This is a genomic window from Streptomyces sp. NPDC048018, assembly GCF_043202995.1.
Classification (GTDB): Bacteria; Actinomycetota; Actinomycetes; order Streptomycetales; family Streptomycetaceae; genus Streptomyces.
Genome location: NZ_JBIDBK010000002.1, coordinates 447,236 through 472,662 on the forward strand (window position 1 = coordinate 447,236; position 25,427 = coordinate 472,662).

General features: G+C 74.5%; 23 protein-coding genes and 1 pseudogene. 17 read left to right on the forward strand and 7 right to left on the reverse strand.

Annotated elements, in window-relative coordinates; all coding sequences use genetic code 11:
* Positions 1–39 precede the first annotated feature (39 nt).
* Positions 40–678 (forward strand): annotated as a pseudogene (locus ACGF1Z_RS07865) (TetR family transcriptional regulator); the annotation flags it as partial.
* A gap of 165 nt (positions 679–843) precedes the next feature.
* On the opposite strand, the gene ACGF1Z_RS07870 reads toward ACGF1Z_RS07865, so the two are convergent.
* Complete coding sequence (locus tag ACGF1Z_RS07870; RefSeq protein WP_393001124.1) at positions 844–1,344, reverse strand: GNAT family N-acetyltransferase; 501 nt, start codon at positions 1,342–1,344, stop codon at positions 844–846.
* Between the two features lie 47 nt (positions 1,345–1,391).
* Between ACGF1Z_RS07870 and ACGF1Z_RS07875 the strand changes: the two genes are divergently transcribed.
* Positions 1,392–2,330, forward strand: coding sequence for a TIGR01777 family oxidoreductase (locus tag ACGF1Z_RS07875; protein ID WP_393001126.1), 939 nt, complete (start codon positions 1,392–1,394; stop codon positions 2,328–2,330).
* A gap of 209 nt (positions 2,331–2,539) precedes the next feature.
* Positions 2,540–3,841 carry an NAD(P)/FAD-dependent oxidoreductase gene (locus tag ACGF1Z_RS07880; RefSeq protein WP_393001128.1) on the forward strand — a complete coding sequence of 434 codons (1,302 nt, stop codon included), beginning with the start codon at positions 2,540–2,542 and terminating at the stop codon, positions 3,839–3,841.
* Between the two features lie 16 nt (positions 3,842–3,857).
* On the opposite strand, the gene ACGF1Z_RS07885 is transcribed toward ACGF1Z_RS07880, so the two are convergent.
* Positions 3,858–5,348 carry a regulator gene (locus tag ACGF1Z_RS07885; protein WP_393001130.1) on the reverse strand — a complete coding sequence of 497 codons (1,491 nt, stop codon included), beginning with the start codon at positions 5,346–5,348 and terminating at the stop codon, positions 3,858–3,860.
* 374 nt (positions 5,349–5,722) lie between these two features.
* Between ACGF1Z_RS07885 and lipB the strand changes: the two genes are divergently transcribed.
* The 4 genes from lipB (at position 5,723) to ACGF1Z_RS07905 (ending at position 8,848) form a co-directional block, all read left to right on the forward strand.
* Positions 5,723–6,568, forward strand: a complete 846-nt coding sequence (gene lipB, locus ACGF1Z_RS07890) for a lipoyl(octanoyl) transferase LipB (RefSeq protein ID WP_393001132.1) — start codon at positions 5,723–5,725, stop codon at positions 6,566–6,568.
* Positions 6,569–6,669: 101 nt separating this feature from the next.
* The gene (lipA, locus tag ACGF1Z_RS07895) at positions 6,670–7,623 is read left to right on the forward strand and encodes a lipoyl synthase (RefSeq protein ID WP_393001134.1); all 954 of its coding nucleotides are present in this window, start codon (positions 6,670–6,672) and stop codon (positions 7,621–7,623) included.
* Between the two features lie 294 nt (positions 7,624–7,917).
* Positions 7,918–8,127, forward strand: coding sequence for a hypothetical protein (locus ACGF1Z_RS07900; protein ID WP_376637620.1), 210 nt, complete (start codon positions 7,918–7,920; stop codon positions 8,125–8,127).
* A gap of 10 nt (positions 8,128–8,137) precedes the next feature.
* Entirely contained in the window at positions 8,138–8,848 is a 711-nt protein-coding gene (locus ACGF1Z_RS07905; RefSeq protein WP_393001137.1) for a DUF4191 domain-containing protein, read from the forward strand.
* A gap of 104 nt (positions 8,849–8,952) precedes the next feature.
* On the opposite strand, the gene ACGF1Z_RS07910 is transcribed toward ACGF1Z_RS07905, so the two are convergent.
* Positions 8,953–9,420, reverse strand: a complete 468-nt coding sequence (locus ACGF1Z_RS07910) for an RDD family protein (protein ID WP_376637618.1) — start codon at positions 9,418–9,420, stop codon at positions 8,953–8,955.
* Between the two features lie 221 nt (positions 9,421–9,641).
* On the opposite strand from ACGF1Z_RS07910, the gene glnA reads away from it, so the two are divergent.
* The 3 genes from glnA to ACGF1Z_RS07925 all read left to right on the forward strand — a co-directional run bounded on the left by glnA (position 9,642) and on the right by ACGF1Z_RS07925 (position 13,188).
* Positions 9,642–11,051 (forward strand): type I glutamate--ammonia ligase, encoded by a 1,410-nt coding sequence (gene glnA, locus ACGF1Z_RS07915; RefSeq protein ID WP_393001139.1) that lies wholly within the window; start codon positions 9,642–9,644, stop codon positions 11,049–11,051.
* A gap of 218 nt (positions 11,052–11,269) precedes the next feature.
* Complete coding sequence (locus ACGF1Z_RS07920; RefSeq protein WP_393001141.1) at positions 11,270–12,007, forward strand: tRNA-dependent cyclodipeptide synthase; 738 nt, start codon at positions 11,270–11,272, stop codon at positions 12,005–12,007.
* A complete protein-coding gene (locus ACGF1Z_RS07925; protein ID WP_393001143.1) occupies positions 12,004–13,188 on the forward strand; it encodes a cytochrome P450 in 1,185 nt (394 codons plus the stop codon). The genes ACGF1Z_RS07920 and ACGF1Z_RS07925 overlap by 4 nt, the downstream gene beginning before the upstream one ends.
* A gap of 73 nt (positions 13,189–13,261) precedes the next feature.
* On the opposite strand, the gene ACGF1Z_RS07930 is transcribed toward ACGF1Z_RS07925, so the two are convergent.
* Positions 13,262–13,525 carry a hypothetical protein gene (locus ACGF1Z_RS07930; RefSeq protein ID WP_393002425.1) on the reverse strand — a complete coding sequence of 88 codons (264 nt, stop codon included), beginning with the start codon at positions 13,523–13,525 and terminating at the stop codon, positions 13,262–13,264.
* Positions 13,526–13,661: 136 nt separating this feature from the next.
* On the opposite strand from ACGF1Z_RS07930, the gene ACGF1Z_RS07935 reads away from it, so the two are divergent.
* Entirely contained in the window at positions 13,662–14,021 is a 360-nt protein-coding gene (locus tag ACGF1Z_RS07935) for an arsenate reductase family protein (RefSeq protein ID WP_393001145.1), read from the forward strand.
* 103 nt (positions 14,022–14,124) lie between these two features.
* On the opposite strand, the gene ACGF1Z_RS07940 is transcribed toward ACGF1Z_RS07935, so the two are convergent.
* Complete coding sequence (locus ACGF1Z_RS07940) at positions 14,125–15,078, reverse strand: Gfo/Idh/MocA family protein (RefSeq protein WP_393001147.1); 954 nt, start codon at positions 15,076–15,078, stop codon at positions 14,125–14,127.
* 270 nt (positions 15,079–15,348) lie between these two features.
* Here ACGF1Z_RS07940 and ACGF1Z_RS07945 point away from each other — a divergent pair, with 270 nt between their 5' ends.
* The 4 genes from ACGF1Z_RS07945 (at position 15,349) to ACGF1Z_RS07960 (ending at position 20,085) form a co-directional block, all read left to right on the forward strand.
* A complete protein-coding gene (locus ACGF1Z_RS07945) occupies positions 15,349–16,764 on the forward strand; it encodes a hypothetical protein (RefSeq protein WP_393001149.1) in 1,416 nt (471 codons plus the stop codon).
* Entirely contained in the window at positions 16,761–17,897 is a 1,137-nt protein-coding gene (locus tag ACGF1Z_RS07950) for a hypothetical protein (RefSeq protein ID WP_393001151.1), read from the forward strand. The genes ACGF1Z_RS07945 and ACGF1Z_RS07950 overlap by 4 nt, the downstream gene beginning before the upstream one ends.
* 138 nt (positions 17,898–18,035) lie before the next feature.
* A complete protein-coding gene (gene glnII / locus ACGF1Z_RS07955) occupies positions 18,036–19,067 on the forward strand; it encodes a glutamine synthetase (protein ID WP_376637609.1) in 1,032 nt (343 codons plus the stop codon).
* A gap of 484 nt (positions 19,068–19,551) precedes the next feature.
* Positions 19,552–20,085 carry a winged helix-turn-helix domain-containing protein gene (locus ACGF1Z_RS07960; protein WP_393001154.1) on the forward strand — a complete coding sequence of 178 codons (534 nt, stop codon included), beginning with the start codon at positions 19,552–19,554 and terminating at the stop codon, positions 20,083–20,085.
* Here ACGF1Z_RS07960 and ACGF1Z_RS07965 read toward each other — a convergent pair whose 3' ends face one another.
* Both ACGF1Z_RS07965 and ACGF1Z_RS07970 read right to left on the reverse strand, forming a co-directional pair.
* Positions 20,086–21,507, reverse strand: a complete 1,422-nt coding sequence (locus ACGF1Z_RS07965) for a PepSY-associated TM helix domain-containing protein (RefSeq protein ID WP_393001156.1) — start codon at positions 21,505–21,507, stop codon at positions 20,086–20,088.
* A 77-nt stretch (positions 21,508–21,584) separates the two neighbouring features.
* A complete protein-coding gene (locus tag ACGF1Z_RS07970) occupies positions 21,585–22,379 on the reverse strand; it encodes a hypothetical protein (RefSeq protein WP_393001158.1) in 795 nt (264 codons plus the stop codon).
* 112 nt (positions 22,380–22,491) lie between these two features.
* Between ACGF1Z_RS07970 and ACGF1Z_RS07975 the strand changes: the two genes are divergently transcribed.
* A complete protein-coding gene (locus ACGF1Z_RS07975) occupies positions 22,492–23,292 on the forward strand; it encodes a tyrosine-protein phosphatase (protein ID WP_393001160.1) in 801 nt (266 codons plus the stop codon).
* A gap of 151 nt (positions 23,293–23,443) precedes the next feature.
* The gene (locus tag ACGF1Z_RS07980) at positions 23,444–25,366 is read left to right on the forward strand and encodes a hypothetical protein (RefSeq protein WP_393001162.1); all 1,923 of its coding nucleotides are present in this window, start codon (positions 23,444–23,446) and stop codon (positions 25,364–25,366) included.
* Positions 25,367–25,427 lie beyond the last annotated feature (61 nt).

Sequence of the window (25,427 nt, forward strand, 5' to 3'; positions counted from 1 at the left end):
GAAATGCACAGATGGCAACCTGGAGCGTACGCTGGGGGCGTGAGCACGCAGCCCGGATCTCCCCGCCCGTCCCGGCCCCCGACCCTGACCGAGCGCCGCAAGGCCGCCACTCAGCTCGACATCGCCCACGCCGCCGCGGAGCTGTTCACCGAGCGCGGCCCCGACGACACCACCGCCGAGGACATCGCCCAGCGGGCCGGCGTCGCGCTGCGCACCTTCTACCGCTACTTCCGCTCCAAGCAGGACGCCGTCGCGCCGCTCCTCGCGGGCGGCGCCGACCGCTGGCGCGCCGAACTCGCCGCCGCCGAGCCGGGCACGGCCCTGCCGGCCGCCCTGGAACGGTCCATCGCCGACTCCCTCGCGGCCGACGGCGAGGAGGCGGCGGAGGGCCTGCGCCGGACCCGCGGCCTGCTGCGCGCGGCGGACCGGGACCCGGCGCTGCGGGCCGTCTGGTACCGGGTCAACCAGGAGTCCGAGGAGCGCCTGCGTGAGGTCCTCGCCGGGCTCGCGGGACCCGGCACCGACCCCCTGGAACTCCGGCTGGCCGCCGCCGCGGCGACCGACGCGATCCGGATCGCCCTGGAGACCTGGGCGGAGACCGACGCACCGGTACGGGGCGAGGGCGCCCCGGCGGAACTGGCGGTGCGGTGCCTGCGCGAACTGACGGGCGGCATGCGGCTCCTCGCCCCCGCGCCGACCGGACCGGCGGCGGGCCCGGCCGCCGCCGAGCCGTGCCCCGGCGCCGCGGGGAGCCCGCCCGCCGCGGAGACGCCCGCCGCGGAGACGCCCGCCGCGGGGACCCAGGACTTCTCCCGGACGGACCCCGCCGCTTCGCGGGGGTCGTCAGCCGAGCAGTGACCGGCCCATGAGGACGTCGTCCACGAACTGCCCGTCGAGCAGGAACTCCCCCGGCAGCACGCCCTCGACCGCGAAGCCCTCGGCGGCGTAGAGGGCGCGGGCCGGCGCATTGTGGCCGAGGACCCGCAGGGTGATGCGGGTGGCCCCCTCGGCGCGGGCGCGGTCCGTCGCGGCGCGCAGCAGGGCGCGGGCCACGCCCCGGCCGCGGGCGGGCCCGGCGACGGCGAGGCCCTGGATCTGCCGGACGTGGGCGTGGCAGGCCATCGGGGTGGGCGGGACGAGCCGGAGGTAGCCGACCAGTTCCGCGCCCGCCGTCTCCGCGACCAGGTAGTGCTCGGGCAGATGCCGCTCGTCGTAGAACGGCTGCCCGGGCGCGGGGGCGGGCAGCACGGCGTGGAGGCGCGACCAGGTGGCGCGGTCGAGCGCGGCGAGGGCGCGCTCGTCCCCCCACGCCGCCTCGCGGATCCGTATCTCCGGCACGGTCATGCGGGCCACTGTGCCACGGAGGGCCGCGCGGAGGGCAGGATGGCGGCATGCAGCCCTCCTCGCAGCACTCGTCGCACCCCGCCCCGGCCCCTCACAGGCGGGTGGCCGTCACCGGCGCGTCCGGACTCATCGGCTCCGCCCTCGTGCGCTCCCTGCGCGCCGACGGCCACGACGTGCTGCGGCTGGTCCGCCGGCCGGCCGCCGCGGCCGACGAGGTGGAGTGGGACCCGGCCCGGCTGTACGTGGACACCGCCGGTCTCGTCGGGGTCGACGCGGTCGTGCACCTGGCGGGCGCGGGCGTCGGCGAGCGGCGCTGGAGCGAGGAGTTCAAGAAGGAGATCCGCGACAGCCGGGTGCTCGGCACCCGGGCGATCGCCGAGGCGCTGGCCTCCCTCGCGACGCCGCCGGAGGTGCTGGTCTGCGGTACGGCCCTGGGCTATTACGGCGACACGGGCAGCCGCGCGGTGGACGAGAGCGCGCCGGCCGGCGAGGGCTTCCTGCCCTCGGTGTGCGTGGAGTGGGAGGCCGCGGCGGCGCCGGCGGAGGCGGCCGGCATCCGGGTGGCCTACGCCCGTACCGGCCTGGTGGTGGCCCGCGAGGGCGGCGCCTGGGGGCGGCTGTTCCCGCTCTTCCGGGCCGGGCTCGGGGGGCGGATGGGCGACGGCGGCCAGTACTGGAGCTTCATCGCGCTGCACGACGAGGTCGCCGCGCTGCGGCACCTGATGGACACTCCGGGTCTCGCGGGCCCGGTGAACCTGACCGCGCCCGAGCCCGTCACCAACCGGGAGGTGACGGCGGCGATGGGGCGCGTGCTGCGCCGTCCGACCGTCTTCCACGTGCCCGCGCCCGCCCTGCGGATGGTGCTCGGGGAGTTCGCGCAGGACGTGCTCGGCAGTCAGCGGGTGCTGCCGGGACGCCTGTTGGAGACCGGCTTCGACTTCGCGTTCCCGACGATCGACGACTCGGTGCGTGCCGCGGCCCACTGACGGCCCGCCACCTCCCGCGCTCCTCCCGTCCTCCCCGCCGCGTCACCTCCCGCTTCGCCGTGCGTGCGCTCCCCCGTGCTGCGTGCACCCCCGTCACGCGCGGCGCCCGGCGGTGGGAGCGCTGCCTACTCTCTTGCGAACTCGGGCATTCCGGGGGCGCGTCGGGGGCATAGGCCTCAGACCAGCCGCGCCGACCTGGGGAGGGGCACGTGCGCAAGGAATCGGACGTCGTCGTCGTGGGAGCCGGGATCGCGGGGCTCGCGACGGCTCATCAGCTGACCGGGGCCGGGCTGTCGGTCACGGTCCTGGAGGCCGCGCCACGGGTCGGCGGCCGGATGGCGACCGACACCGTCGACGGCTTCCGGGTCGACCGCCTCGGACCGCTGTTCACCGTGCCGGAGGTCGAGGGCGTCCCCCTGCGCCCGTTCGCCCCTGGCGTGCTCGTGCACAGCGACGGGCGGTACGGGCGATGGGGCGCGCCGCACGCGCCGTGGAGCACACGGGGCGCAGGGGGCTCACGGGGCGTCGCGGGGGCCCGTGGGGTGGCCCGCGCCCTTGCGGGCGCCCCGCGGAATCCGGCGGTCTCGCTCGACCAGGCGCGGCTCGGCGCCTCCCTGGTGCGGCTGGCCACGACGCCGCCGCAGCGGCTGCTGACCCGCACCGAGCGGTCCGCCCGGGAGGCGCTGACGGCCCGTCTGCCGGTCCGTACCGTGCAGGGGGTGCTGCGCCCGCTGCTCGCCGCGCTGCTCGGGGACCCGGACCTGGCGACGTCCAGCCGGCGCGCCGACCTCGCGCTGCGGTCCTTCGCGCGGGGCCGGATCGGTGTGCCGGAGGGCGGTTCGGGCACGCTCCCGGAGCGCCTCGCGGCGGCGCTGCCCCCGGGCACGGTCCACACCGGCGTACGGGTCACGGAGGCGTCGATCTCGCGGGTGACGACCGCCGAGCACGGGGTGTTCCCCTGCCGGGCCGTGGTCGTGGCCACGGGCGGGCGGACGGCGGCGGAGCTGCTGCCCGGGCTGCACGTGCCGGACTACCAGGCGGCGACCGTGCTCCACCACACCGCCCCGGTCGCCCCCTCCGCCGACCCGGTGCTGCTCCTGGAGTCCGATCCGGGCGGACCGGTGGCGCACACGGCGGTCATGAGCGCGGTGGACCCGACCCGGGCGCCGGCCGGGCGGACCCTGATCACCTCGACGGTCCTCGGCACCCCGCCCGACGACACGGAGCGCCGGGTGCGCAAGCACCTGGCGACGCTGTACGGGGTGTCGACGGACGAGTGGGAGCTGCTGGCGCTGCACCACACGCCGGGCGCCTTCCCGGCGATGCGGCCGCCGTTCGACCCCGAGCGCCCGATACGCGTCCTGGCCGGCCTCTACGTCTGCGGCGACCACCGCGCGACCGGCACCCCCGTCGGCGCCCTGTCCTCGGCCCGCCGCGTCACGGCCGCCCTGCTGACCGACCTGGGGCTGCCGCTGCCCCGGGCGGAGAACGGGGCGGCGAAGGCCGCGTAGGCCCTGGGGCGGGCCCTCAGAAGACCCCCTGGCCGAGCGCGGCGACGCGGTCGCGGTAGCCGCGGACGGCGGGGGCGTCGCGGTGGGGCTCCAGGCGGCGCTCGAAGTCGCGGACGTACTCGACGGCACGGGCCGAGCGCATCTCGGAGGCCTGCTGGGCGGCCTCGGCGCCGAGCGCGCAGGCCTGGTCCAGTTCGCCGAGCGCGAGCCGGGCGGAGGCGAGGACGACCCGGCAGAAGAGCCTGCTGCGGGCGTAGCCGGGGGCCCGGAGCTGGAGGGCGCGCTCGGCGTGCTGGGCGGCGGCCCGGTACTGCTGGAGGTCGCGGTGGCAGTGCCCGAACTCGTCGGCGAGCTGGGCCTCGTCGAAGGACCGGGCCCAGTACGGCACCTCGTCCCCGGGCCTGGCCGCCTCCAGGGCGCGCTCGGCGCGGGCCAACGCGGCGCCGCAGGCCCGGGACTCGCCGAGCACTCCGTGCCCGCGCGCCTCGACGGCGTGCAGCAGGGCCTGGACGACGGGCGGAGCGGCGGCGCCGACGCCCTGCTGGGCGACCCGGGCGAGCTGCACGGCCTCGCGGCCGTGGCCCAGGTAGACGGCCTGGTGGCTCATGGTGACCAGGACGTACGAGCCGTAGGCCCGGTCCCCGGCCGCCTGGGCGAGCCGCAGCGCCTGAACGAAGTACCGCTGGGCGAGGCCGTGCGCGGCGATGTCGTACGAGGTCCAGCCGGCGAGCCGGGTGAGGTCGGCGGCCGCCGCGAAGAGCCGCCGCCCGACGCTCTCGCCGTAGGTGCCCCGCAGCATCGGCTCCGCCTCGTGCTCCAGGTAGCGGACGAGGGCCTGGCGGGCGTGACCGCCGCCGTAGGCGTGGTCGAGGGTGCGGAACAGCTCGCCGACCGAGCGCAGCGCGGCGATGTCGCCGCTGGAGACCCGCTGCCCGGGGCCCCGGTCGGTGCCGCGCTGCCGGGGGACGGTGAAGCGGCCCTGGAGCGGGACCCGCGGCTCCGGGCCCGGGGCCCTCGGGGCGGCGGCCACGGACGCGCCGCCGGAGGGCTCACCGCGCGCCACCCGCTCGTCGGCGCGGCCGATCAGCCAGTCGCGGCTGGGGACGACGAGCCCGGCCGGGGTGAAGGCGATCTTCCGCAGCTCGGCGTGGCTGCCGGAGTCCTTGCGCCACAGCCCGCTCACGATGTCCACGGCCTCCTCCGGGGTCGCCGCGAACTCCAGCCCCGCGTAGACAGGGGCGCAGGCGTCGAGGCCGAGGTCCTGCGCGGACAGCCGGCGGCCGAGCCTCCGGGTGAAGACCTCGGCGATCAGCGCGGGCGTGGTGCCACGCGGCTGCTGCCCGCGCAGCCAGCGGGTCACCGAGGTCTTGTCGTAGCGCAGGTCGAGGCCGTGCTCCAGACCGAGCTGGTCCACCCGTCTGGCGAGACCCGCGTTGGAGAACCCTGCCTCGGCGATGAGCGCGGCGAGCTGGCGGTTCGGGATGCGCTGCGGGGGTCGTTCCGTCATCAGCTGTGCGGTCTCCTGCCTTCCGGGCCGGGGTGGGAGCCCGTATGGACCCTCCTGGCCCTCATGGAACGGCGTGAATTTAGCGGCACCGATCACCCGGACCGCCACCTTCGCCCCACATTCATCCGATCGTGTGAGGAACGGGAGCGAGGGTTGCCGCAGCTCGATGACCAGGAACCGGCACCGGGGCTCACGAGGGACGGAGGACGTTCGCCGGGCGACGGCGGTGGCGGGCCAGCCGCGCACCTGCCGAAGGCCCGTTCGGTCCGTCGCCGTACAGTGGCATGGGCGTGAATGACGCATGGTGCCGCGCCGGCTCCCGCCCGGGACGATCCCCGGAACCCGGTCCACGGCACCCAGGAGGAGGCAAGGCCGTGAGTGAGCTGCGATTCGTCCGTCTGGGCTTCGGCGAGGACGCCGTCGAGTACCGGGTGGCGTGGGACAAGCAGCGCGAGGTGCACGCAGCCCGGTTCGCCGACGAGGTCGAGGACACCTGTCTGCTGCTGGAGCACCCGCCGGTGTACACCGCGGGCAGGCGCACCGCGGACAGCGAGCGCCCGCTGGACGGGACGCCGGTCGTGGACGTGGACCGCGGCGGCAAGATCACCTGGCACGGGCCGGGCCAGCTGGTCGGCTACCCGATCATGAAGCTGCCCCGCCCGGTCGACGTGGTCGCCCACGTCCGCCGCCTGGAGGAGGCGCTGATCCGCACCGCCGCCGAGTTCGGCGTGGCGACCAGCCGGGTCGAGGGCCGCAGTGGCGTGTGGGTGCTCGGCGACCCGGTGGAGCAGCGCCCGGCGCTCGGCGGTCTCTCGCTGGACTTCGACCCGCGGCTCACCGACGAGGAGTTCGACCCCCGGCTGAACGGCCCGGAGTACGCCCCGTCCAACGCCGGCCAGCGCCGTGAGGACCGCAAGCTGGCGGCCATCGGCATCCGGGTCGCCAAGGGCGTCACCATGCACGGCTTCGCCCTCAACGTGAACCCGGACAACACCTGGTTCGACCGGATCATCCCGTGCGGCATCCGCGACGCGGGCGTGGCCTCGCTGGCCGGCGAGCTCGGCCGGGACGTCACGATCGAGGAGGTGCTCCCGGTGGTGGAGAAGCACCTGCGGGACGTGCTGGAGAACGCGGAGCTGAAGCCGCGCCCCGTCGAGCGCGACGGCGCGGGCGAGGCGGCACGCGACGGCGCGGGCGAGGCGGCGCAGGCCCCGGCCTAGGAATGCCCACCCCTGGCCACGGGTTGGCCAAGGGTGAAGGGCAGAGGAAGCAACGGGCGTACCCTGGTGTGCGCCGAAGAATCGAAGCTACAGGAGCCGATGTGTCCGCAGTCGCACCCGACGGACGCAAGATGCTGCGCCTGGAGGTCCGGAACAGCCAGACCCCCATCGAGCGCAAGCCCGAGTGGATCAAGACCCGGGCGAAGATGGGGCCCGAGTACAACAAGCTGCAGGGTCTCGTGAAGAGCGAGGGCCTGCACACGGTCTGCCAGGAGGCGGGCTGTCCCAACATCTTCGAGTGCTGGGAGGACCGCGAGGCGACCTTCCTCATCGGCGGCGACCAGTGCACGCGCCGCTGCGACTTCTGCCAGATCGACACCGGCAAGCCGCAGGCCCTCGACCGTGACGAGCCGCGCCGCGTGGGCGAGTCCGTCGTCACGATGGACCTGAACTACGCCACGATCACCGGCGTCGCCCGCGACGACCTGGAGGACGGCGGCGCCTGGCTGTACGCGGAGACCGTGCGCCAGATCCACCAGCAGACCGCCGAGCGGGCCGCGGGCCGTACCAAGGTCGAGCTGCTGGCCCCGGACTTCAACGCGGTGCCGGAGCTCCTGGACGAGGTCTTCGCCTCGCGTCCGGAGGTCTTCGCGCACAACGTCGAGACGGTGCCGCGGATCTTCAAGCGGATCCGGCCCGGCTTCCGCTACGAGCGGTCGCTGGAGGTCATCACCAAGGCCCGGGACTACGGTCTGGTCACGAAGTCCAACCTGATCCTCGGCATGGGCGAGACCCGTGAGGAGATCAGCGAGGCCCTGCAGCACCTGCACGACGCCGGCTGCGAGCTGATCACCATCACGCAGTACCTGCGTCCTTCCGTCCGGCACCACCCCGTGGAGCGCTGGGTGAAGCCGCAGGAGTTCGTGGAGCTGAAGGAGGAGGCCGACGAGATCGGCTTCTCCGGCGTGATGTCGGGCCCGCTGGTCCGCTCCTCGTACCGCGCGGGACGCCTGTACCAGCAGGCCATGGAGCAGCGCAGCCGAGCCGGAGCGTAGGCGGGGGGTCCGTCCGAGGGACGAGGGCGGGCACCCGGCCGCAGCGGCGGCGAGGCGGAGCGCGACCGGAGGACCCGTGCAGCGCAGCCGAGCCGGAGCGCGCGGGGCGTGTTCCGGGCCGTCGGGTCAACAGCTTTTTCGCGCCTTTCACAGATGCGGCCGTCCGTCCGGATGGCCGCATCTGTCGTGTCCGGTGTCTTCATCAGTGTTTGACCGTGGGGTCACACCCTGGTAACACCGTTCTGTGAGCCTGTTCTCACTCACTGCCACGAACGTTCACGGAGGCCCTCGCCCATGCAGGCCGCGCATATCCGAGCCACCGCGTTCCCGTCCGTCACCGACGCCCTGCGCGCCATGGAGGCCCTGCTGCTGGCCCGGGGGCAGCGCACCGCCCGGCGTAACGCCTGGACGTCCGTCCTGGAGGACCGTCGCCGCGCGAAGGACCGCGTGGAGGCCCAAAACGTGATGGAGGCCGTGGCCGGTCGGGCCTCCCGGGCCACGTAAACTTCAGGACATGGCGAGGAAGGCAAACACGGGCGGCGCTGACGCCGCGAACCCCGGGCGACTGAAGCAGATCGCCCTCACGTACAAGATGACCCGGAAGGCCGACCCGAAGGTCGGTCTCGTCGTCGCGGGCGTGGGCATCGTCGTACTCGGTGTCCTCCTCGCGATCGGCTTCCTGATCGGTCACCCGGTCTACCTGGGCATTCTCGGCTTCGTCCTCGCGTTCCTCGCGATGGCGATCGTCTTCGGACGGCGCGCGGAGAAGGCCGCCTTCGGGCAGATGGAGGGCCAGCCCGGCGCTGCGGCGGCGGTGCTGCAGAACATCGGGCGGGGCTGGACGGTGACCCCGGCGGTCGCGATGAACCGCAACCAGGACGTCGTGCACCGGGCGGTCGGCCGCCAGGGCATCGTGCTGGTCGGCGAGGGCAACCCGAACCGGCTGAAGCCGCTGCTCGCGGCCGAGAAGAAGAAGATGGCCCGGGTCGCGGTGGACGTGCCGGTGACCGACATCGTCGTCGGCAACGACGAGGACGCCGGCCAGGTGCCGCTGAAGAAGGTCCGCACCAGGATGCTGAAGCTGCCCCGGCTGCTGTCCGGTCCGCAGGTGACGGCCGCCAACGACCGGCTGCGGGCCATGGGCGACCTGATGAGCAACATGCCGCTGCCGAAGGGTCCGATGCCGAAGGGCATGCGGATGCCGCGCGGCGGAAAGATGCGCTGAGCGCAGGAGACGACGAAGGGGCGCCCCGGACCTGCTCGGTCCGGGGCGCCCCTTCTCGTTCCCGTCTTCTCGTTCCCGTCGCGGCGCGGGCCCCGCGGCGGGTCTCAGATCCGGACCTGGACGGCGCCGGAGAAGCGGTCGTGCAGGCCGCGGCCGTCGCGGTCCCAGATGAGCGCCGGGAGGGCGAGGCAGACCAGGAGGCTGCGCAGGGCGACCCGGACGATGCCGAGGCGCCCGCCGTGCACCGAGACGACCCGGAGTCCGAAGAGGCGCTTGCCGGGGGTGGAGCCGACGGTGCCGACCGTGAGGACGCTCACGACCAGCAGGATGAGCAGGGCCCAGTTGCCGGTGGCCTGGTTGTAGCCGTGGGTGAGAAGGCCGTATGCGATCAGCATGCAGAGGGCCCAGTCGACGGCGAGGGCGCCGAGGCGGCGGCCGGGGCGGGCGATCGAGCCCGGCCCCTCCTCCGGCAGACCGAGCTGCTGCCCCCGGTAACCGAAGTCCACGCCTGCTTCTTCGGCCGCGGCGCGCGGGCCGGAGAGCCATGATCCGAGTGCTTGCCTGTTGTCCACCCGACCACGGTACTGCGCCCGTTTTTGATCACTTCGGCCTGGGTGGCCGGGTCCTCGCGGGGCTGCGGGGCACACCCGCCCCGGTTAACTTCGACGAAACAAATGGGTCATGCTTGAGAAATCCCGTCTGCCTATGGTCGGGTCCTGCGTGTGCCACCGCACTGGCCGCACGACCGAGCTGCAACCCCGCCCCTCCCCGGGCCGGGAGTAGGAGGAGTTGGATGTTCCAGAACGCCGACGAGGCCAAGAAGTTCATTCAGGACAATGACGTCAAGATGGTCGATGTCCGTTTCTGCGACCTTCCGGGCGTGATGCAGCACTTCACGATCCCGGCGACGGCGTTCGACCCGTCCGAGGAGCTGGCCTTCGACGGTTCGTCGATCCGCGGCTTCCAGGCGATCCACGAGTCGGACATGGCCCTGCGCGCCGACCTGTCGACGGCCCGCCTGGACCCGTTCCGCCGCGACAAGACGCTGAACATCAACTTCTTCATCCACGACCCGATCACGGGCGAGCAGTACAGCCGTGACCCGCGCAACATCGCGAAGAAGGCGGAGGCGTACCTGGCCTCCACCGGCATCGCCGACACCGCGTACTTCGGCCCCGAGGCCGAGTTCTACGTGTTCGACTCGGTCCGCTTCGAGACCTCCGCGAACCAGGGCTTCTACCACATCGACTCCGAGGCCGGCGCCTGGAACACCGGCAAGGAGGAGGACAACCGGGGCTACAAGGTCCGCTACAAGGGCGGCTACTTCCCGGCCCCGCCGGTCGACCACTTCGCCGACCTGCGCGCGGAGATGTCCCTGGAGCTGGAGAAGGTCGGCCTGCAGGTCGAGCGCCAGCACCACGAGGTCGGCACCGCCGGCCAGGCGGAGATCAACTACAAGTTCAACACGCTGCTCGCCGCGGCCGACGACCTGATGCTGTTCAAGTACATCATCAAGAACGTCGCCTGGCGGAACGGCAAGACCGCGACCTTCATGCCGAAGCCGATCTTCGGTGACAACGGCTCGGGCATGCACGTCCACCAGTCGCTGTGGTCGAACGGCGACCCGCTGTTCTACGACGAGGCCGGCTACGCGGGCCTGTCGGACACCGCGCGCTACTACATCGGCGGCATCCTGAAGCACGCCCCGTCGCTGCTCGCCTTCACCAACCCGACGGTGAACTCGTACCACCGCCTGGTGCCGGGCTTCGAGGCCCCGATCAACCTGGTCTACTCGCAGCGCAACCGCTCCGCCGCCATGCGCATCCCGATCACGGGCTCGAACCCGAAGGCCAAGCGCGTCGAGTTCCGCGCGCCGGACCCGTCCTCGAACCCGTACCTCGCCTTCTCCGCCCTGCTCCTCGCGGGCCTCGACGGCGTCAAGAACAAGATCGAGCCGGCCGAGCCGATCGACAAGGACCTCTACGAGCTCGCCCCCGAGGAGCACGCGGGCGTCGCCCAGGTCCCGACCAACCTCGAGGCCGTTCTCACCGCCCTGGAGAACGACAACGAGTACCTGCAGGCCGGCGGTGTCTTCACCCCCGACCTGATCGAGACCTGGATCGACTACAAGCGCACCCACGAGATCGCCCCGATCCAGCTTCGCCCGCACCCGCACGAGTTCGAGCTCTACTTCGACCTCTAAGCCGCAGGCTGCCCCACGAGGGCCGGCATCCCTTCCCGGGATGGCGGCCCTCGCCGCGTTTCCTACAAGGATGCGAACAGCAGACAAACTTTCGTCCATACCTACGAGTAGGGGGTTCACTCTCCGCGACTGATCGATAGCGTGTGGTCGTCGCTGCCGCCACACCCGGAGCACAGGGCTCCGCTGGGACTAGCTGGCGCGATGAGGACTTGCCGAACGTGACTCAGGCGGCTTTCGCCCCTGCCGAGACGCTACGACTCCAGCCGTACACCGACCACTGCCGCGTCATCGCCGACGAGGGTGCACACGTGGTCATCGGCGTCTCACCGGGGAACAGTTATTTCACTGCCCAGCGCATGCGCGATCTGGCGCGCTGGGGGCTCGACCACTACGAACGGGTCGACTTCGTCTACACCGATCTGCACGTCGCCGACATGTACGAGGCCCTCGGCTACGCGCCCGACGAGGCACGGCGCAAGGCCGTGAAGAACCTGCGCGGGGTGCGGGCGAAGGTCCAGGGCGCCGTGGCGGAGGCCGGGGCCGGCGGGCGGCTGCGGGGCCGGGGGATGTCCGAGTTCCGCGGCGTGCCGGCCTACGACGCCCTGCACCGCGAGGTGGTGGCGGCCGTGGCCGGGGATCCACTGGTGCGGGCGACCTGCGACGCGCTGGCCGGGATCTTCCTCGCCGGGAAGCTCACCCCGGGACAGGAGACCACCGAGCGGCAGAAGGAGGTGTGCCGGGAGTACATCTGCGCCGAGGTGCCGCTGTTCCTCGACACCCCGGCGATCCTCGGGGTGCCGTCCTCGCTGAACGTCTACCACCAGGCCCTGCCGCTCGCGGACCTGCTCTACGCCCGGGGATCCGGGCTGCGCGCCTCGCGCAACCAGGGACACGGCATCCTCACGCCCGCCGAGTCCCGTGAATCCGCCCCGTCCCCCGAAGGAGATGCGCGATGACCCTCGCCGTCGAGACGCTGCCCGACTTCCCCTTCGACTGGAACGGCACCCGGCTGCCCGCCGAGGTCGGCGCACTGCGCGCCGAGCCGGTGCGGAAGGTGCGGACCATCGCCGGTGCCGAGGCCTGGCTGGTCTCCTCGTACGGGCTGTGCAAGCAGGTCCTGGAGGACCCGAGGTTCAGCCTGAAGGACACCTCCGCGCCCGGGGTGCCCCGGCAGTACGCGCTGACCATCCCGCCGCACGTCGTGAACAACATGGGCAACATCACGGGCGCGGGGCTGCGCAAGGCCGTGATGAAGGCGATCAACCCGAAGGCCCCGGGCCTGGAGGAGTGGCTGCGCGCCAAGGCCGGGGCGCTGGTGGACGCCATGCGCGCCGAGGGGGCGCCCGGGGAGCTGCGGAGCGGCTTCGCCGACCCGTACTCGGCCGGGCTGCACTGCCGGCTCCTGGGGATCCCGGAGGAGGACGGGCCGCGGCTGCTGCGCAGCCTGGACGTGGCCTTCATGAACGCGCCGCGCGAGATCGAGGCCGCCCGGCTCCACTGGGACCGGGACATCGCCTACATGACCGAGCGGCTGGACGATCCGGCGACCGGTGGGCTGATGGCGGAGCTCGCGGCGCTGCGCGACGATCCCGAGTACGCGCACCTGACCGACGAGATGCTGGCGACGGTCGGGGTGACGCTCTTCGGGGCCGGGGTGATCTCCACCGCGGGCTTCCTGACCATGGCGCTGGTGTCGGTGCTGACCCGGCAGGACGTGCGGGACGCCCTGGCGGGCGGCGGGGTGGTCGGCGCCATGGACGAGCTGCTGCGGGTCAACCTGTCCATCGGCGACGGGCTGCCGCGACTCGCGCTGGAGGACGTCCGGCTCGGTGACACCCTGGTGCGGGCGGGCGAGCTGGTGCTGGTGCTCGTGGAGGCGGCCAACCACGATCCCGAGCAGTTCCCCGAGCCGCTCGCCTTCCGGCCGGACCGGGCGAACGCCGCGGAGCACCTGTCCTTCGGTGGCGGCCGGCACTTCTGCCCGGCGACCGCGCTCGGCAAGCGGCACGCCGAGATCGCCCTGGAGACGCTCCTCGACCGGCTGCCGGAGCTGCGGCTCGCGGTGCCCGTCGAGCAGCTGGTGTGGCGCACCAACTTCATGAAGCGGCTGCCGGAGCGGCTGCCCGCGGCCTGGTAGCCGGCGCCGAGGAGGGGCGCTGCCCGGCCCGGGTGCGAATGCCGGAGCCGGGCAGCGCGTCGTGGACGGCCGCTCAGCGGCCGTAGCGGATGAGCGCGCGGACCATGTGGCAGGTGGTGTCGGAGGGCGGGTGGATGCCGAGCTGCACGGCGGTGGTGCGTATCTTGGCGTTCGACGCCCGGGACGGCAGATAGACGCCCGCGTCGAGCAGGGCGATCGCGAGGCGCATGGCCTTCAGCCGGCGGTTGTGCGTGACGTACCACTCCCGGGGGCGGCCCGCCGGGAGCGGCTGCCTCTGGAGGGGCTTCCAGGGTTCGAGGGACGGTGTCCGGATCATGGCGACGGCCACGGGCGACCTCCTGGCGAACGGTGGGCGGGGGCCCTCCCCGGGACCCTCACCTTCACCCCTCATTTTAGTGCCCCCCACTGACAATCGTCCCTGGCCAGACCTGCTTTGGCGGTACTTTGTGAGCATGGAGATCTGGATCAACCCCGCCTGTTCCAAGTGCCGCAGCGCGCTCACCCTGCTGGACGCCGAGGGCGCTGACTACACCGTGCGCCGCTACCTGGAGGACGTGCCCTCACCGGACGAGATCCGGGCGGTCCTGGAGCGGCTGGGCCTGGAGCCGTGGGACATCACGCGGACCCAGGAGGCGGCCGCGAAGGAGCTCGGGCTCAAGGACTGGGCGCGGGACGACGCGAGCCGGGACCGCTGGGTCGAGGCCCTCGCCGCGCACCCGAAGCTGATCCAGCGCCCGATCATCACCGCCGAGGACGGCACGGCCGTGGTCGCGCGGTCCGAGGAGGCGGTGCGGGACGCCTTGTCCCGCTGATCCGGCCGGCGCGGGTGCCGGCCGGGGGCCGGCGCGCGGGCAGGGTGAGGGCCGGCGACGCGGGCAGGCCGGGGGCCCGAGCGGATCCCGCGCGCACGGCCTCCTAGGGCTGCGGCGTCCCGGGGCCGCCGGTGCCGTGCCCACGGTCCGGGAGCGACCCCGCGGCCTGCGCCTCGGCCTCCGCCAGGATCTCGGTGAGCCGGGCGCCGAAGCGGACGTCGCAGGGGTGCGGCTCGCCGGTCCGGACCGCGTCCAGGAGGGCGTCCACCGCACCGGCGAAGGCGCCGAGGGCGCCGTCCCAGCCCGGCATCGTCGTCCGCCCGTGCTCGCCGTACAGGGAGAGCGCGGCCTCCGAGGCCCCGGGCGGGGCGCTGAGGGTGAGCGTGGCCGTGCTGCTCGCGCCCGAGGCGTGACGGAGCACCAGATGGCGGGTGTCCGCCGGGCCGGCGGCGCAGGTCACCGAGGTGACGTCGCCGAGCACCGGCAGGTAGACCGAGAGGACGTGCGGGCCCACGTCCCACAGGCCGCCCTTCTCCCGCCGCCAGGGCGAGGCGGCGTACGCGCTGTCCGAGCCCGGCGCGAACAGCGAGCCCAGCCAGTGCGCCTCGCCGAGGAACCAGCCTCCCGCCGCCGCCTGTTCGTCGATCCAGCGGGCGGTGGAGTCCGCGAAGCGCAGGGTGCAGAAGACGACCGAGGCGACCCCGGCCGCCGTCACCGCGCCGGACAGCTCGCGGGCCGTCGCCACGGTCGTCGCCACCGGCTTGTCGAGGATCACGTGGCAGCCGGCCGCCGCGGCCCGCATCGCGAGCGGCGCCTGGACGTCGGGAGGCAGGGCCAGGGCGACGGCGTCGCTGGCCTCGAACAGCGCGTCCACCTCCGCGTAGGCGCGGGTCCCGCACGCGGCCGCCAGCGCGGCGGCGGCCTCGGGGCGCCTCCCCCACACCCCGCTGAACTCCACGCCCGGGTGCCCCGCGAGGGCCGGCCCGTGGGTGCGCTCGGCCCAGGGGCCGGTGCCGAGGAGACCGATGCGGGTGCGGGCGCCAGGAAGCTTCGTCATGCCCCCAGTCTGCCGGTCCGGCCCCTCGCCCGGTCCCGTGGGCCCGGGACCCCCGGGACGCGAACCGACGCCGCGGGCCGCCTCCGCGGGGCGCGTCCGCGGGCCGCCGGTGGGCGCGGAAAACCGGTGGAGGCCCTCCCCGCCCCCGGTGCTAGCGTTTCCGCGCCGGCCGCGGGACTCCGGTGCGACTTCCGGGACCTGCCTCTGAAGCAACGTATTCGCTGTTCGCGCCCTCATTCCCCGGCCGGCACCCTGCGAAGGAGGGGGACGATGTCCGACCTGATCGCCGCCGAGGACGTCCTGCTCTTCGTCAACGCGGCCGTCACCGCGACCGGTCAGGGCGAGTTCCGCTCCTCCGCCGGGGAGCAGCGGCTCTCCCTCCGTTTCGTCCACGAGTACGTCCGGGTCAACTACCGCCCGCTGTACGCCGCCACGCTCGCGCTGGACGTCAACGACCACAACGCCGCCCTGATCGTGGAGCAGTTGCTCCGCTCCCCGGGCGAGGCGGGCGCGGGCGAGGGGCGGCTGATCGCCGCGCGGCTCGCGAAGCTGCCGCCGCAGCGGGTCTACCGCCTGTTCGGCGCCCTGCGGGCCGCCGGGGTCAACAACCGGCGCACCCGGGCGATCGTGCGCGACTGGCTGGCGGCCCGCGACCTGGCGCACGACGCCGTGAAGTACCGGTCCGGGCTGAAGGCCGCCGTTCGCCACGCGCATCTGCCGTTCCCGCGGGGCGGGGAGCCGGGGGCCGAGCTGGGCGACTTCCTCTTCGCCCCCGGCCGGCGCGCCCGCTACGCGCACCCCACCCTGGAGGCGTTCCGCCGGGCGCGCCACGAGCAGGGGGCGCTGTACGAGCTCCCGTTCACGGTGGCCGAGGGGTTCGCCGCCCGGCACGGGGTGCGCCGCGAGGTGTTCCTGGAGCGGATGGCACCGCGGATGACCCGCCTGGAGCGGCTGCGCACCCGCGCCGCCGGTCCGGGCACCGACCTGTCGGTGATGCCCCTGACCCGGCTCGCGCTGTACGTGCTGTCGCTGCCCTTCGAGGAGAGGGCGCGGCGGCGCGGCGAGCTGACCGGGGCCCTGCGGAGCGCCGCGCGACGGGTGGCGGGTCCGCACGCCGGACGCTGGGGCCGGGTGGCCTCGGTGCTCGACGACAGCTGGTCCGCCTCGGGTTCGGGGGTGAAGCGGCGCCGGCCGCTGGCCGTCGCGCTCGGCTGCCACTTCCTCCTGGAGGCGCTGGCGGCGCCGGGGGCGTACACGGCGCACTGGACCTCGGGCGGGCGCGATCCGCTGCTGGTCCGCCCGTGGGGCCCGACGCCGCTCGGGACGCGGATCCTCGATGCCCTGGAGGACGCGCCGGAGCGCCTGGTGATCGTCTCGGACGGCTGGGACAACGCGCCGCCCGGGCTCGCCGGCGAGGTGCTGCGGGTGTGGCGGGCGCGGCTCGATCCGGAGCGGCGGACGAGCGTGGTCCATGTGAACCCCGTATACGACGCGGACGTCTTCGACGTGCGCCGGCTGGCACCCGGGGTGCCGACGGCGGGCATCCGGGACGCGGAGGACCTGTCGGCGCTGGTGGAGATCGCCCGCTTCGCCGAGGGCCGCGAGGGGCTGCCGGCGCTGCGGGCGTATCTGGACCGCCGGGTGGAGCTGTTCCTGGGGGCGGCCGCGGCGGAGGGACGGGCATGAGCCGGATCGATCTGACCGGGCTCACCGTCCGGCCCGCCCAGGTGTGGGGCGGGGTGCGGCTCGTCCCGCTGGTGCGGGACGAGCCGGTGACCGGCCTGCGGCTGCACCGTGAGGTCTACGCCGGCGGCCCGTTCGGCGACACGGTGGACGTCGGCGACGGCACGGCGTACACCTCGTACATCCCGCACGGGTTCGTCGCGGACTGGTCCGGTTCGGGTACGGAGGCCGCCGCCTACGGGACCCGGCTCGGGACCGAGCCGCCGGTGGCGGTGCCGGTGCGGCGGCTCGCCCGGCGCCGCCGGGGCGCGTCCCGGCTGCGGTTCCTGCCGCTCCATCTCGCCCTGGAGGGGTATCTGGCGCTGCATTTCGGCGGGCCGTCCGTCGTGTGGGACGAGTGGTCCCGGGAGGCGGTGCGGCGCGGGCTGTCGCCGCGCGCGGAGGCGGCCTACGCGGGGTGGCAGGTGCCGGGACTCGCCGAGGCCCTGCGGGTCTTCGAGATCCACCCGGGGCAGTGCGGGATGCTGCTGTACGTGGCCGACGCGCTGGCGGCCGCCTTCGTGGTCCCGCACCCCGGCGACTACCGGGTGCTGCACCCGACGCTGGTGGAGGACCTCTTCGGGGAGCTGGTGCACCAGTACGCGCTGTACGGCTCCCCCGTGGCGGACTTCACGACGTCCCTGGACGCCGGCGCCGTGCGCTCGCTCGCCGATCTGCGCCGGGCCGCCCACGCCCAGGAGCGGGCCTGGGCCGAGGCGCACGACGGGCTGATGGCGCGGGACCTGCTGGAGACCCCGTACGCCTTCGAGCGGGTTCACCGGATGGGCGGCTTCCGGCTCCACCGCTTCCTGCCGCCGTTCCTGCGCTCGGGGCAGGAGCAGCACATCGGCGAGCTGATCTGCGACCACAAGGGGCGGACGCTCTACCTGAAGACCTTCCGGCTGTCGGAGAACCAGATCCGGCGGGGGTACCTGCTGCGCCGGCTCGCGGACTGCGACTGGCACCTGGACCGTACGGCGGAGGCACTCGGCACGTCGTACGCCGAGCTGGTGGCGCGGATCCGGCGGGCCGGCTTCGGCTCCCTGCTGGACGCGCACGTCGTCGCACGGCGGCTGCGCGAGAAGCGGGAAGGCTGAGTAACACGGGGTTCACAATCGGGCAACCGACGGGAAATCCCGTGTTGCGAAGCTGCGCACGACGCAGACACCGCCACCGCAGCCCTCGCAACGTCGCGAGCCGCCGCCCGGCACCCGCATGCCAAAGGATGAGGCCCCGTGACCTTCAAGGCTGAGTACATCTGGATCGACGGCACCGAGCCGACCGCGAAGCTTCGCTCCAAGACGAAGATCATCGCGGGTGAGGGCCTGCCGCTGGAGGAGCTGCCGATCTGGGGCTTCGACGGCTCCAGCACCAACCAGGCCAAGGGTCACGCCTCGGACCGCGTCCTCAAGCCGGTCTTCTCCTGCCCCGACCCGATCCGCGGCGGCGCCGACATCCTCGTGATGTGCGAGGTCCTCAACACGGACATGACGCCGCACGAGACCAACACGCGGGCCGCGCTGGCCGAGGTGTACGCGAAGTACGCCGCCCAGGAGCCGATCTTCGGCATCGAGCAGGAGTACACCTTCTTCGACGGCGAGCGTCCGCTCGGCTTCCCCGTCGGCGGCTTCCCGGCCCCGCAGGGCGGCTACTACTGCGGCGTCGGCGCCGACGAGATCTTCGGCCGTCCGATCGTCGAGGCGCACCTGGAGAACTGTCTCAAGGCCGGTCTGGGCATCTCCGGCATCAACGCCGAGGTCATGCCGGGCCAGTGGGAGTTCCAGGTCGGCCCGCTCGCGCCGCTGGAGGTCGCCGACCAGCTGTGGGTGGCCCGCTGGCTGCTCTACCGCACGGCCGAGGACTTCAACGTCTCCGCGACCCTGGACCCGAAGCCGGTGAAGGGCGACTGGAACGGCGCCGGCGCGCACACCAACTTCTCCACCAAGGCGATGCGCGAGGGCTACGACGCGATCATCACCGCGTGCGAGTCGCTCGGCGAGGGCTCGAAGCCGCTCGACCACGTCAAGAACTACGGCGCCGGCATCGACGCGCGCCTGACCGGTCTGCACGAGACCGCCCCGTGGGACGAGTACTCCTACGGCGTCTCCGACCGCGGCGCCTCGGTCCGCATCCCGTGGCAGGTGGAGCAGGACCGCAAGGGCTACATCGAGGACCGCCGTCCGAACGCCAACGTGGACCCGTACACGGTGACCCGCCTCCTGGTGGACACCTGCTGCGAGGCCCTGGAGAAGGCCGGCCAGGTCTGAGACCGGTCCGGTCCGCGCACTCCGAGGAGGGCGTCCCCGCCGTCGTACGCGACGGAGGGGGCGCCCTCCTCGCGTCGCCGGGCGGAGAGCGCGGTGGCCGGGGCCGCACGGGCCGGGTCTCCCGGGCCGCCGGGGGAGGTGGTCCGGGGCGGTCGGTCCCCGTCAGGGGCCCGGCCGGCGCGGGACTCCGGTCGGTCGAGCGCTGTTTGTGGCCGACCGAGGGGTGCTCAGCTCGTTTCCCTCCTGGTTTAATAGGGATATGGCCAGCATGCAGAACGACACCGCGACGGGTCGCCACGACCTCGAGCCGTTCTGGCCTTCCCGGCAGCACCACGACTTCGACCGGTGCTGTCGGCGCGTGAGGAACGCGTCGGCCCTCTAAAGCCCCGACCGGCACGGATGCCGGTCCCGCGGCCTTCGGCCGACGCGCACGACGTACGACGCCCCGTCCGTCCGCAACTCGCGCGAAAGAGCTGAGACTTCCATGGCCCACACCCAGGCTGCCGCCGCCCCCCTGACCGCCGCCCGTCCCCGTCTGCGGGCCGTCGCGCCCGACGAGGTCGCCGGGCTCGCCCAGGTCGCCGACTTCCTGCCGCCCGGCGCCACGCTCCTGCCCGCGCCGCCGCACGCGCTGCCCACGCTGCCGGGCCGGCCGCCGATGGTCGGGTATCTGGTCCTGCTGCCCGCCGACCAGCAGCCGCCGGCGCACCTGGTGGCTCCGGAGGCGCAGATCGAGCAGGGGCCGGTGACCATCGACAGCGTGCAGCGCATCGCCAGTGTCGACGGGCGGCCGCTCGACCTGACCTACCTCGAGTTCGAGCTGCTCGCCCACCTCGTGGCCCGCCCGCACCGGGTGCACACCCGCGACCAGCTGGTCACGACGGTGTGGGGGTACGGGCACGTGGGCGACGGCCGGACCGTGGACGTCCACGTGGCCCGGCTGCGCCGCAAGCTGGGCGCCGAGCACCGCCACACGATCCAGACCGTGCGGCGGGTCGGCTACAAGTACACGCCCTGATCAGGCGGTTCGTCGTGACCTCGCCCGGGCGACGAGCGCCAGGGCGAGGTCGACGGCCAGGAAGGCCACCAGGCTGATGCCGAGCAGCGGCACGAACCAGCCGACCAGCGCGGTCACCGCGAGGAGCGGGAGCAGCATCGTGGGCGGGACCCTGCGCCAGGTGCCGCGGGCGACCGGGCGGCCCGGTCGGCGCAGCCACCACATCCGGTAGCCCCAGACGATCAGCAGGATCAGGGCGAGCGCGAGGGCGGCGAGCGCGAGCTGGTTGAACAGGCCCAGGTAGACGCCCATGTGGGCGTCGATGCCGATCCGGGTGAGCTGGGCGAGCAGCGGGTAGTCGGCGAAGCGGAGGCTGTCGAGGACGGTGCCGTCGGCCGGGTCCACGGCCACGGAGTCCAGCTGCGCCGGGAACTGCTTGTCGGTCTCCTTCACCACGTAACCGCTGCCCTCGGCGGGCAGGACGACGGAGATCGAGGGGCTGTCGATGCCGGCGGCGCGGGCCGCCGCGACCGCCTTGTCGATGCCGACGTCCGCGCCCTGGGCGGCGGGCGCCGGGTGGTGTCCGGCGCCGTGGCCCGCGTGCTCGCCGCCCGCGCCGGCGCCGCCGGCGAGTCCCGCGGAGAGCGTCGGGGTCGCGCCGCCGAGCCGGTCCTGGACGGAGCCGATGTTCTCGCCCGCGTACCGCGACCAGGTCAGACCGGTGGCGGACAGGGCGACGAGACCGGCCACGGCCCACAGGCCGACCGTGCCGTGCCACGAGAGCGTGCGGCGGCGGGACTTCGGTCCGCGCTCCGGCAGGAAGAGGGCGCGGCGGTTCCTGCGGCGGCGCCCCAGCCACAGCAGCAGGCCGCCGAGGGCGACCACCCACAGCCAGCTGGCGGCCAGTTCGCTGTAGTTGCGGCCGAGCTCGCCGAGGTGCAGGTCGACGTGGAACTGCGAGAGCCAGGTGCGCAGCGGGAGCGCGCCGGAGCTGCCGTAGCTGGGCAGCTGTCCGCGTATGTCGCCGGTGTAGGGGTCGACGAAGACGGCGAGGGAGGTGCCCTCCGGGACGTCCGGGTCCGCCATGAGGACCCGGGTGGTGGCCCCGGGCTCGGCACCGGGCCAGACGGCGGTGACGGTGCCGTCGGGGTCGGCGGCGCGGGCGGCCTCGACCTGGCGGGAGAGCGGCAGGGCGGTGGCGCCGTCCGGCACCGGGACTTCGAGCTCGTGCGCGTAGAGCACCTTCTCGGCCGGATAGGAGAGCGCGTACAGCAGTCCGCTGGCGGCGGCGACGAGCAGGAACGGGGCGACGAGGACGCCCGCGTAGAAGTGCAGGCGCAGGACGAGCGGGCGCAGCGCGGCCCAGCCGCTCGCCCGGCGGCCGCCCGGGGGTCCGTCCGCCGCTTCGGGGGTGTCGGGGCGTGCGAGGTCGTCGATGGTCATGACGGTCCTTGGAGTCGTGACTCGTGTCGGAGTCGTGTCGTGTGTCGACATGGGGAGGCGACCCCCGGTCGATCACGTCAGACGCGTGCTCCGAGGGCCGTGGCGCGGGGTGCGGGCCGGTCGGGCGGGCCGCGCCGGGAGACCGTGTGCGCGAGGACGACGCCGTGCAGGCGGCGGGTGTACGGGCTGACACGTACGGGGCGGAGGGACGGTGCCACGGGGACCGGGACGCGCACGACGGCGAGCGCGAGGCGCAGCGGACTGAACGTGGACGCGCCGACCGTGCGGGCCAGGGCGAACAGCGCGGCCTCGCCCCGGGCCAGCCAGAGTCCGCAGACCAGGGCGGCCAGGAGGTGCGCGGCGAGCATCCCGGCGCCGGAGCCCGCGCCCATGGCGTGGCCTTGCGTCAGGGGCCCGGCGTGGGTCAGGTGCGCCGCGTGGGTGAGGAAGGGGTCGGCGAGTACCGCCGCGGGCAGTTCGGCGGCGGTTCCGGCGAGGGCACCGGCGCCGTCGGCCGCGAGTTCCGCGGCCCCGGTGTGCGCCGCCCCGGTCATCCCGGGCATGCCCTGCATCCCCGCCGTCCCTGCCGCGCCCGCCGTGGTGCCGGCCGGTCCGGGGTTCTCCCCCAGGCCGAAGAGCAGGTGCAGGACGCCCTGGACGGCCGTCAGGCCGGTCGCGAGGGCGGCGGGGCCGCGACGGCGGGCGGCGGCGGACCAGGCGAGGGCGGCCACCACGCCGAAGGCGGCGAGGAGGGAGCCGGGCGGGATCGCGTGGGCGGACATGGACGAATGCCCCACAGCCGCCAACACCACGCACACCGCCGCGAACAGTGCGGCCCGGAGGGCGCGCAGGGGCGACCGGGTGTGCGTCATGGTGCGCCCATGCTGTCACCCCGGCACCCGGCACCGGTGATCGCCTCCCCCGCCCATCGGTTAACGTTCGTAGGCAACGTGCCTTTCGCACCGGTATCGGAGGATTCGCCGCATGCCCGCCATCCCCGCCGCCACCGTGGCCAACCTCCGCGACCTCGGCACCCTCCCCCTCGGCGAGGGCCGCAGCGTCCGCGAGGGCCTGGTCTTCCGCTCCGGGCAGCTCGACCGGCTCGATCCCGCGGAGCCGGTGCTGGCCGGACTCGGCATCCGTACGGTCGTCGACTTCCGCACGGCCGCCGAGCGGGCCGAGCGGCCAGACCGTGTGCCGCCGGGCGGGCGGCTGCTCGTCGCGGACGTCCTCGCCGACTTCCTGGCGACCAGCGGCCTGCCGCCCGCGGCCCGGCTCAAGACGCTGCTGTCCGACCCGGCGCTGGCCGAGGAGCACCTGGGCGGCGGCCGGGCGCAGGCCGCCTTCGCCCGGACCTACCGGGCCTTCGTGACCAGCGACTCGGCCCGCGCGTCCTACCGGGCCTTCCTCATGGAGCTGGGCGACCCGCACGCCGGTCCGCTGCTCTTCCACTGCACGGCGGGCAAGGACCGCACGGGGTGGGCGGCGACCGTGGTCCTCTCGCTGCTCGGCGCGGACGAGCGGACGGTGACGGACGAGTACCTGGCGGTCAATCCGGCGGTACGGGAGGCCTTCGCGCCGCTCATCGAGGGCTTCACGCTGCAGGGCGGCGACCCGGAGCTGGCGCTGGCGCTGCTCGGGGTCGTACCGGCCTACCTGGAGGCCGCGTGGGACGAGGTCGCGGTGCGGCACGGGTCGATGGAGAAGTACGTGCGGGAAGGGCTCGGCGTCCCGGACGAGACGGTCGCGGTCATCCGCGAGCGGCTGACGGTGTACGCGGCCTGAGGCCGGGCGCGGCGCGGGGCGCGCGGCCGGGCGGCCGCGCGGGCGGGCGCACAGTCGGGCCGGCCGGGCGGCTGCGCGGGCGGCCTGGCGCGCAGCCGGGCGGGCGGGGCGGCCGGGGTGACCATCGCATGATTCGCTCGTTCTGCTGAACGTGAGCACCCAGGAACTCGCCCCCTCCTCCCCCGTTCCCGACTCCCCCGGCCCGGTCGACGTCGAGCAGGCCGAGGCCGCGCTCGTCGAGCACTATCCGCGGCTCGTCCGGATCGCCTATCTCGTCCTGCCGCCCTCCCTCGGGCGCAATCGGCGGGTGCTCACCGCGCACGCGCTGGTGCAGCGCGCGCTGCCCCGGAGGCGTATCGCCGGGGCGGTGCCCGGGGCGCGGCGGGCCACGGAGGACGCGGTCGACCCGGGGTACGCGTACGTACGGGGCGAGGTGCTGCGGCAGGCGCTGATCGCCGGGCTCCCGCTGCGGCGCCGGGCGCTGCCGCACCGGGCGCAGTTCCCGCCGCTGCTGCCGCACGTGTGGGGGCTGCGCCTGTTCCCGCGCGCGGGCGGCGCCGACGAACTGGCCCTGGACCAGCGCCTGTCCGCGCTCTCGGGGCCGGCGCGGGCGGCGTACGTGCTGCGCGGTCTGGAGCGGCAGGGGGACCCGGAGGTGCTGCGGGTGCTGGCGGCCGCCGGGGTCGGGGAGCCGGCGGCGGCGCTCGCCGAGGCGGACGGGGTCGAGGCGCGGTACGTGCTCCTGGAGTCCCCGGAGTTCGACCCGTGCTCGCTCCAGGCGCGGCCGACGGATCTGATGCGGCGGCGCCAGCACGGCCGGGCCGCGGCCGCCGCGGCGGCGGCCCTCCTCGTCTGCGGGGCGCTGCTCGGGCTGCCCGGTGACGGGTGGGGCAGAAACGGTGCTGCGGCCCCCTCGTACGCGCGCAATCCGGCGGCGGAGGCGGCGCTGGACCCGGCCGGCCTGAAGCGGATCGGCACCGCCGACTGGCGGTACGCGGCGCGGACGGACTTCTCGGTGTGGCCGGCCCGCGGCGGGCTGACCGGGGACACCGCCCTGCTGCGCCGGGCGCTCGCGGTGTGGGCCCGCCCGGGGCCGACGGTGCGCGCCTCGGCGACGCCCGCCACGCCGGTGGGGCCGCCGATGGGGCCGCCGCAACTGCTGTTCGCGGGGGAGGTGGACGCGGTGCGCGTGGTGCTGTTCTTCGACGGCCTGCGGGTGGTGCGGTACGCGGAGCCGGTGGGGAGCACGAGCGGGGCGGCGCTGGACTTCGCGCGGACGGACGGGGCGGACGCGGTGGGTTCGGCGGCCCTCGTGGTGTCGCGCGCGGCGGGCAACGTGCGCTATCTGACGGCCCCGTGGGTGGAGGAGGCGGCGGTGCGGGACCTGCTGGCGCCGGCGAAGGCGGCACGGGTCCTCGTGCGGGACCGGTACGGGGTGACCGAGCCGCTCCCGAGTCCGGTGACGGCGCGGAGCTGTACGCGCTGGAGCGCGCTGCAGCTGCGCGACGCGACGGGCGCGCGGCTGCTGACCGACCTGGGCGAACTGGCCCCGGCGCGGCTCACCTCGGGCCCGCCCGGCCGGCCCGTGGACGCGACGGGCGCGGCGGCGCGGGAGGAGTGGGCGGGGGCGGCCTGCCAGCTCCTGGCGGTGCGCTCGCACGGGGTGCGGTCGGTGAACTCCTGGGCGTACGCGACGCAGCGGCTGCCCGAGGGGGCGGGGAGCGCGGAGTGGCTGTGCGCCCGGGCGGAGACGTGGCGGGGCACCGGGAGCCGGAGCCTCGCGCTCTTCCGGGCGCCGGGCGCGACGGGTTCGGCGCCGGCCGCCCGCTCGGAGGGGTCGGCTGCCTGCGGGGCGCGGGATCCGCGGGTGCTGGCGGGGGTCGTGTGGCAGGCGAGGAGCGGCCAGTGGTACGTGCTGGCCGCGGGGTCGGGGGACTTCACGTCGCTGGCGCTGTCGGGCGGGGTGAAGGGCCGCGCCGACGGGCGGGTGCTGGCGGTGAAGGCCGCCCGGGGGAGCCGCGCGGACCTCACGGGCACCCTGGCCGACGGCACCCGCCTGCACGCGCTGCGCTGACGGGCCCCGCCGGCGCGGGAAACCGGTGCGAAAAAGGGGCTGCGCGGGATCTGGCCGGTTC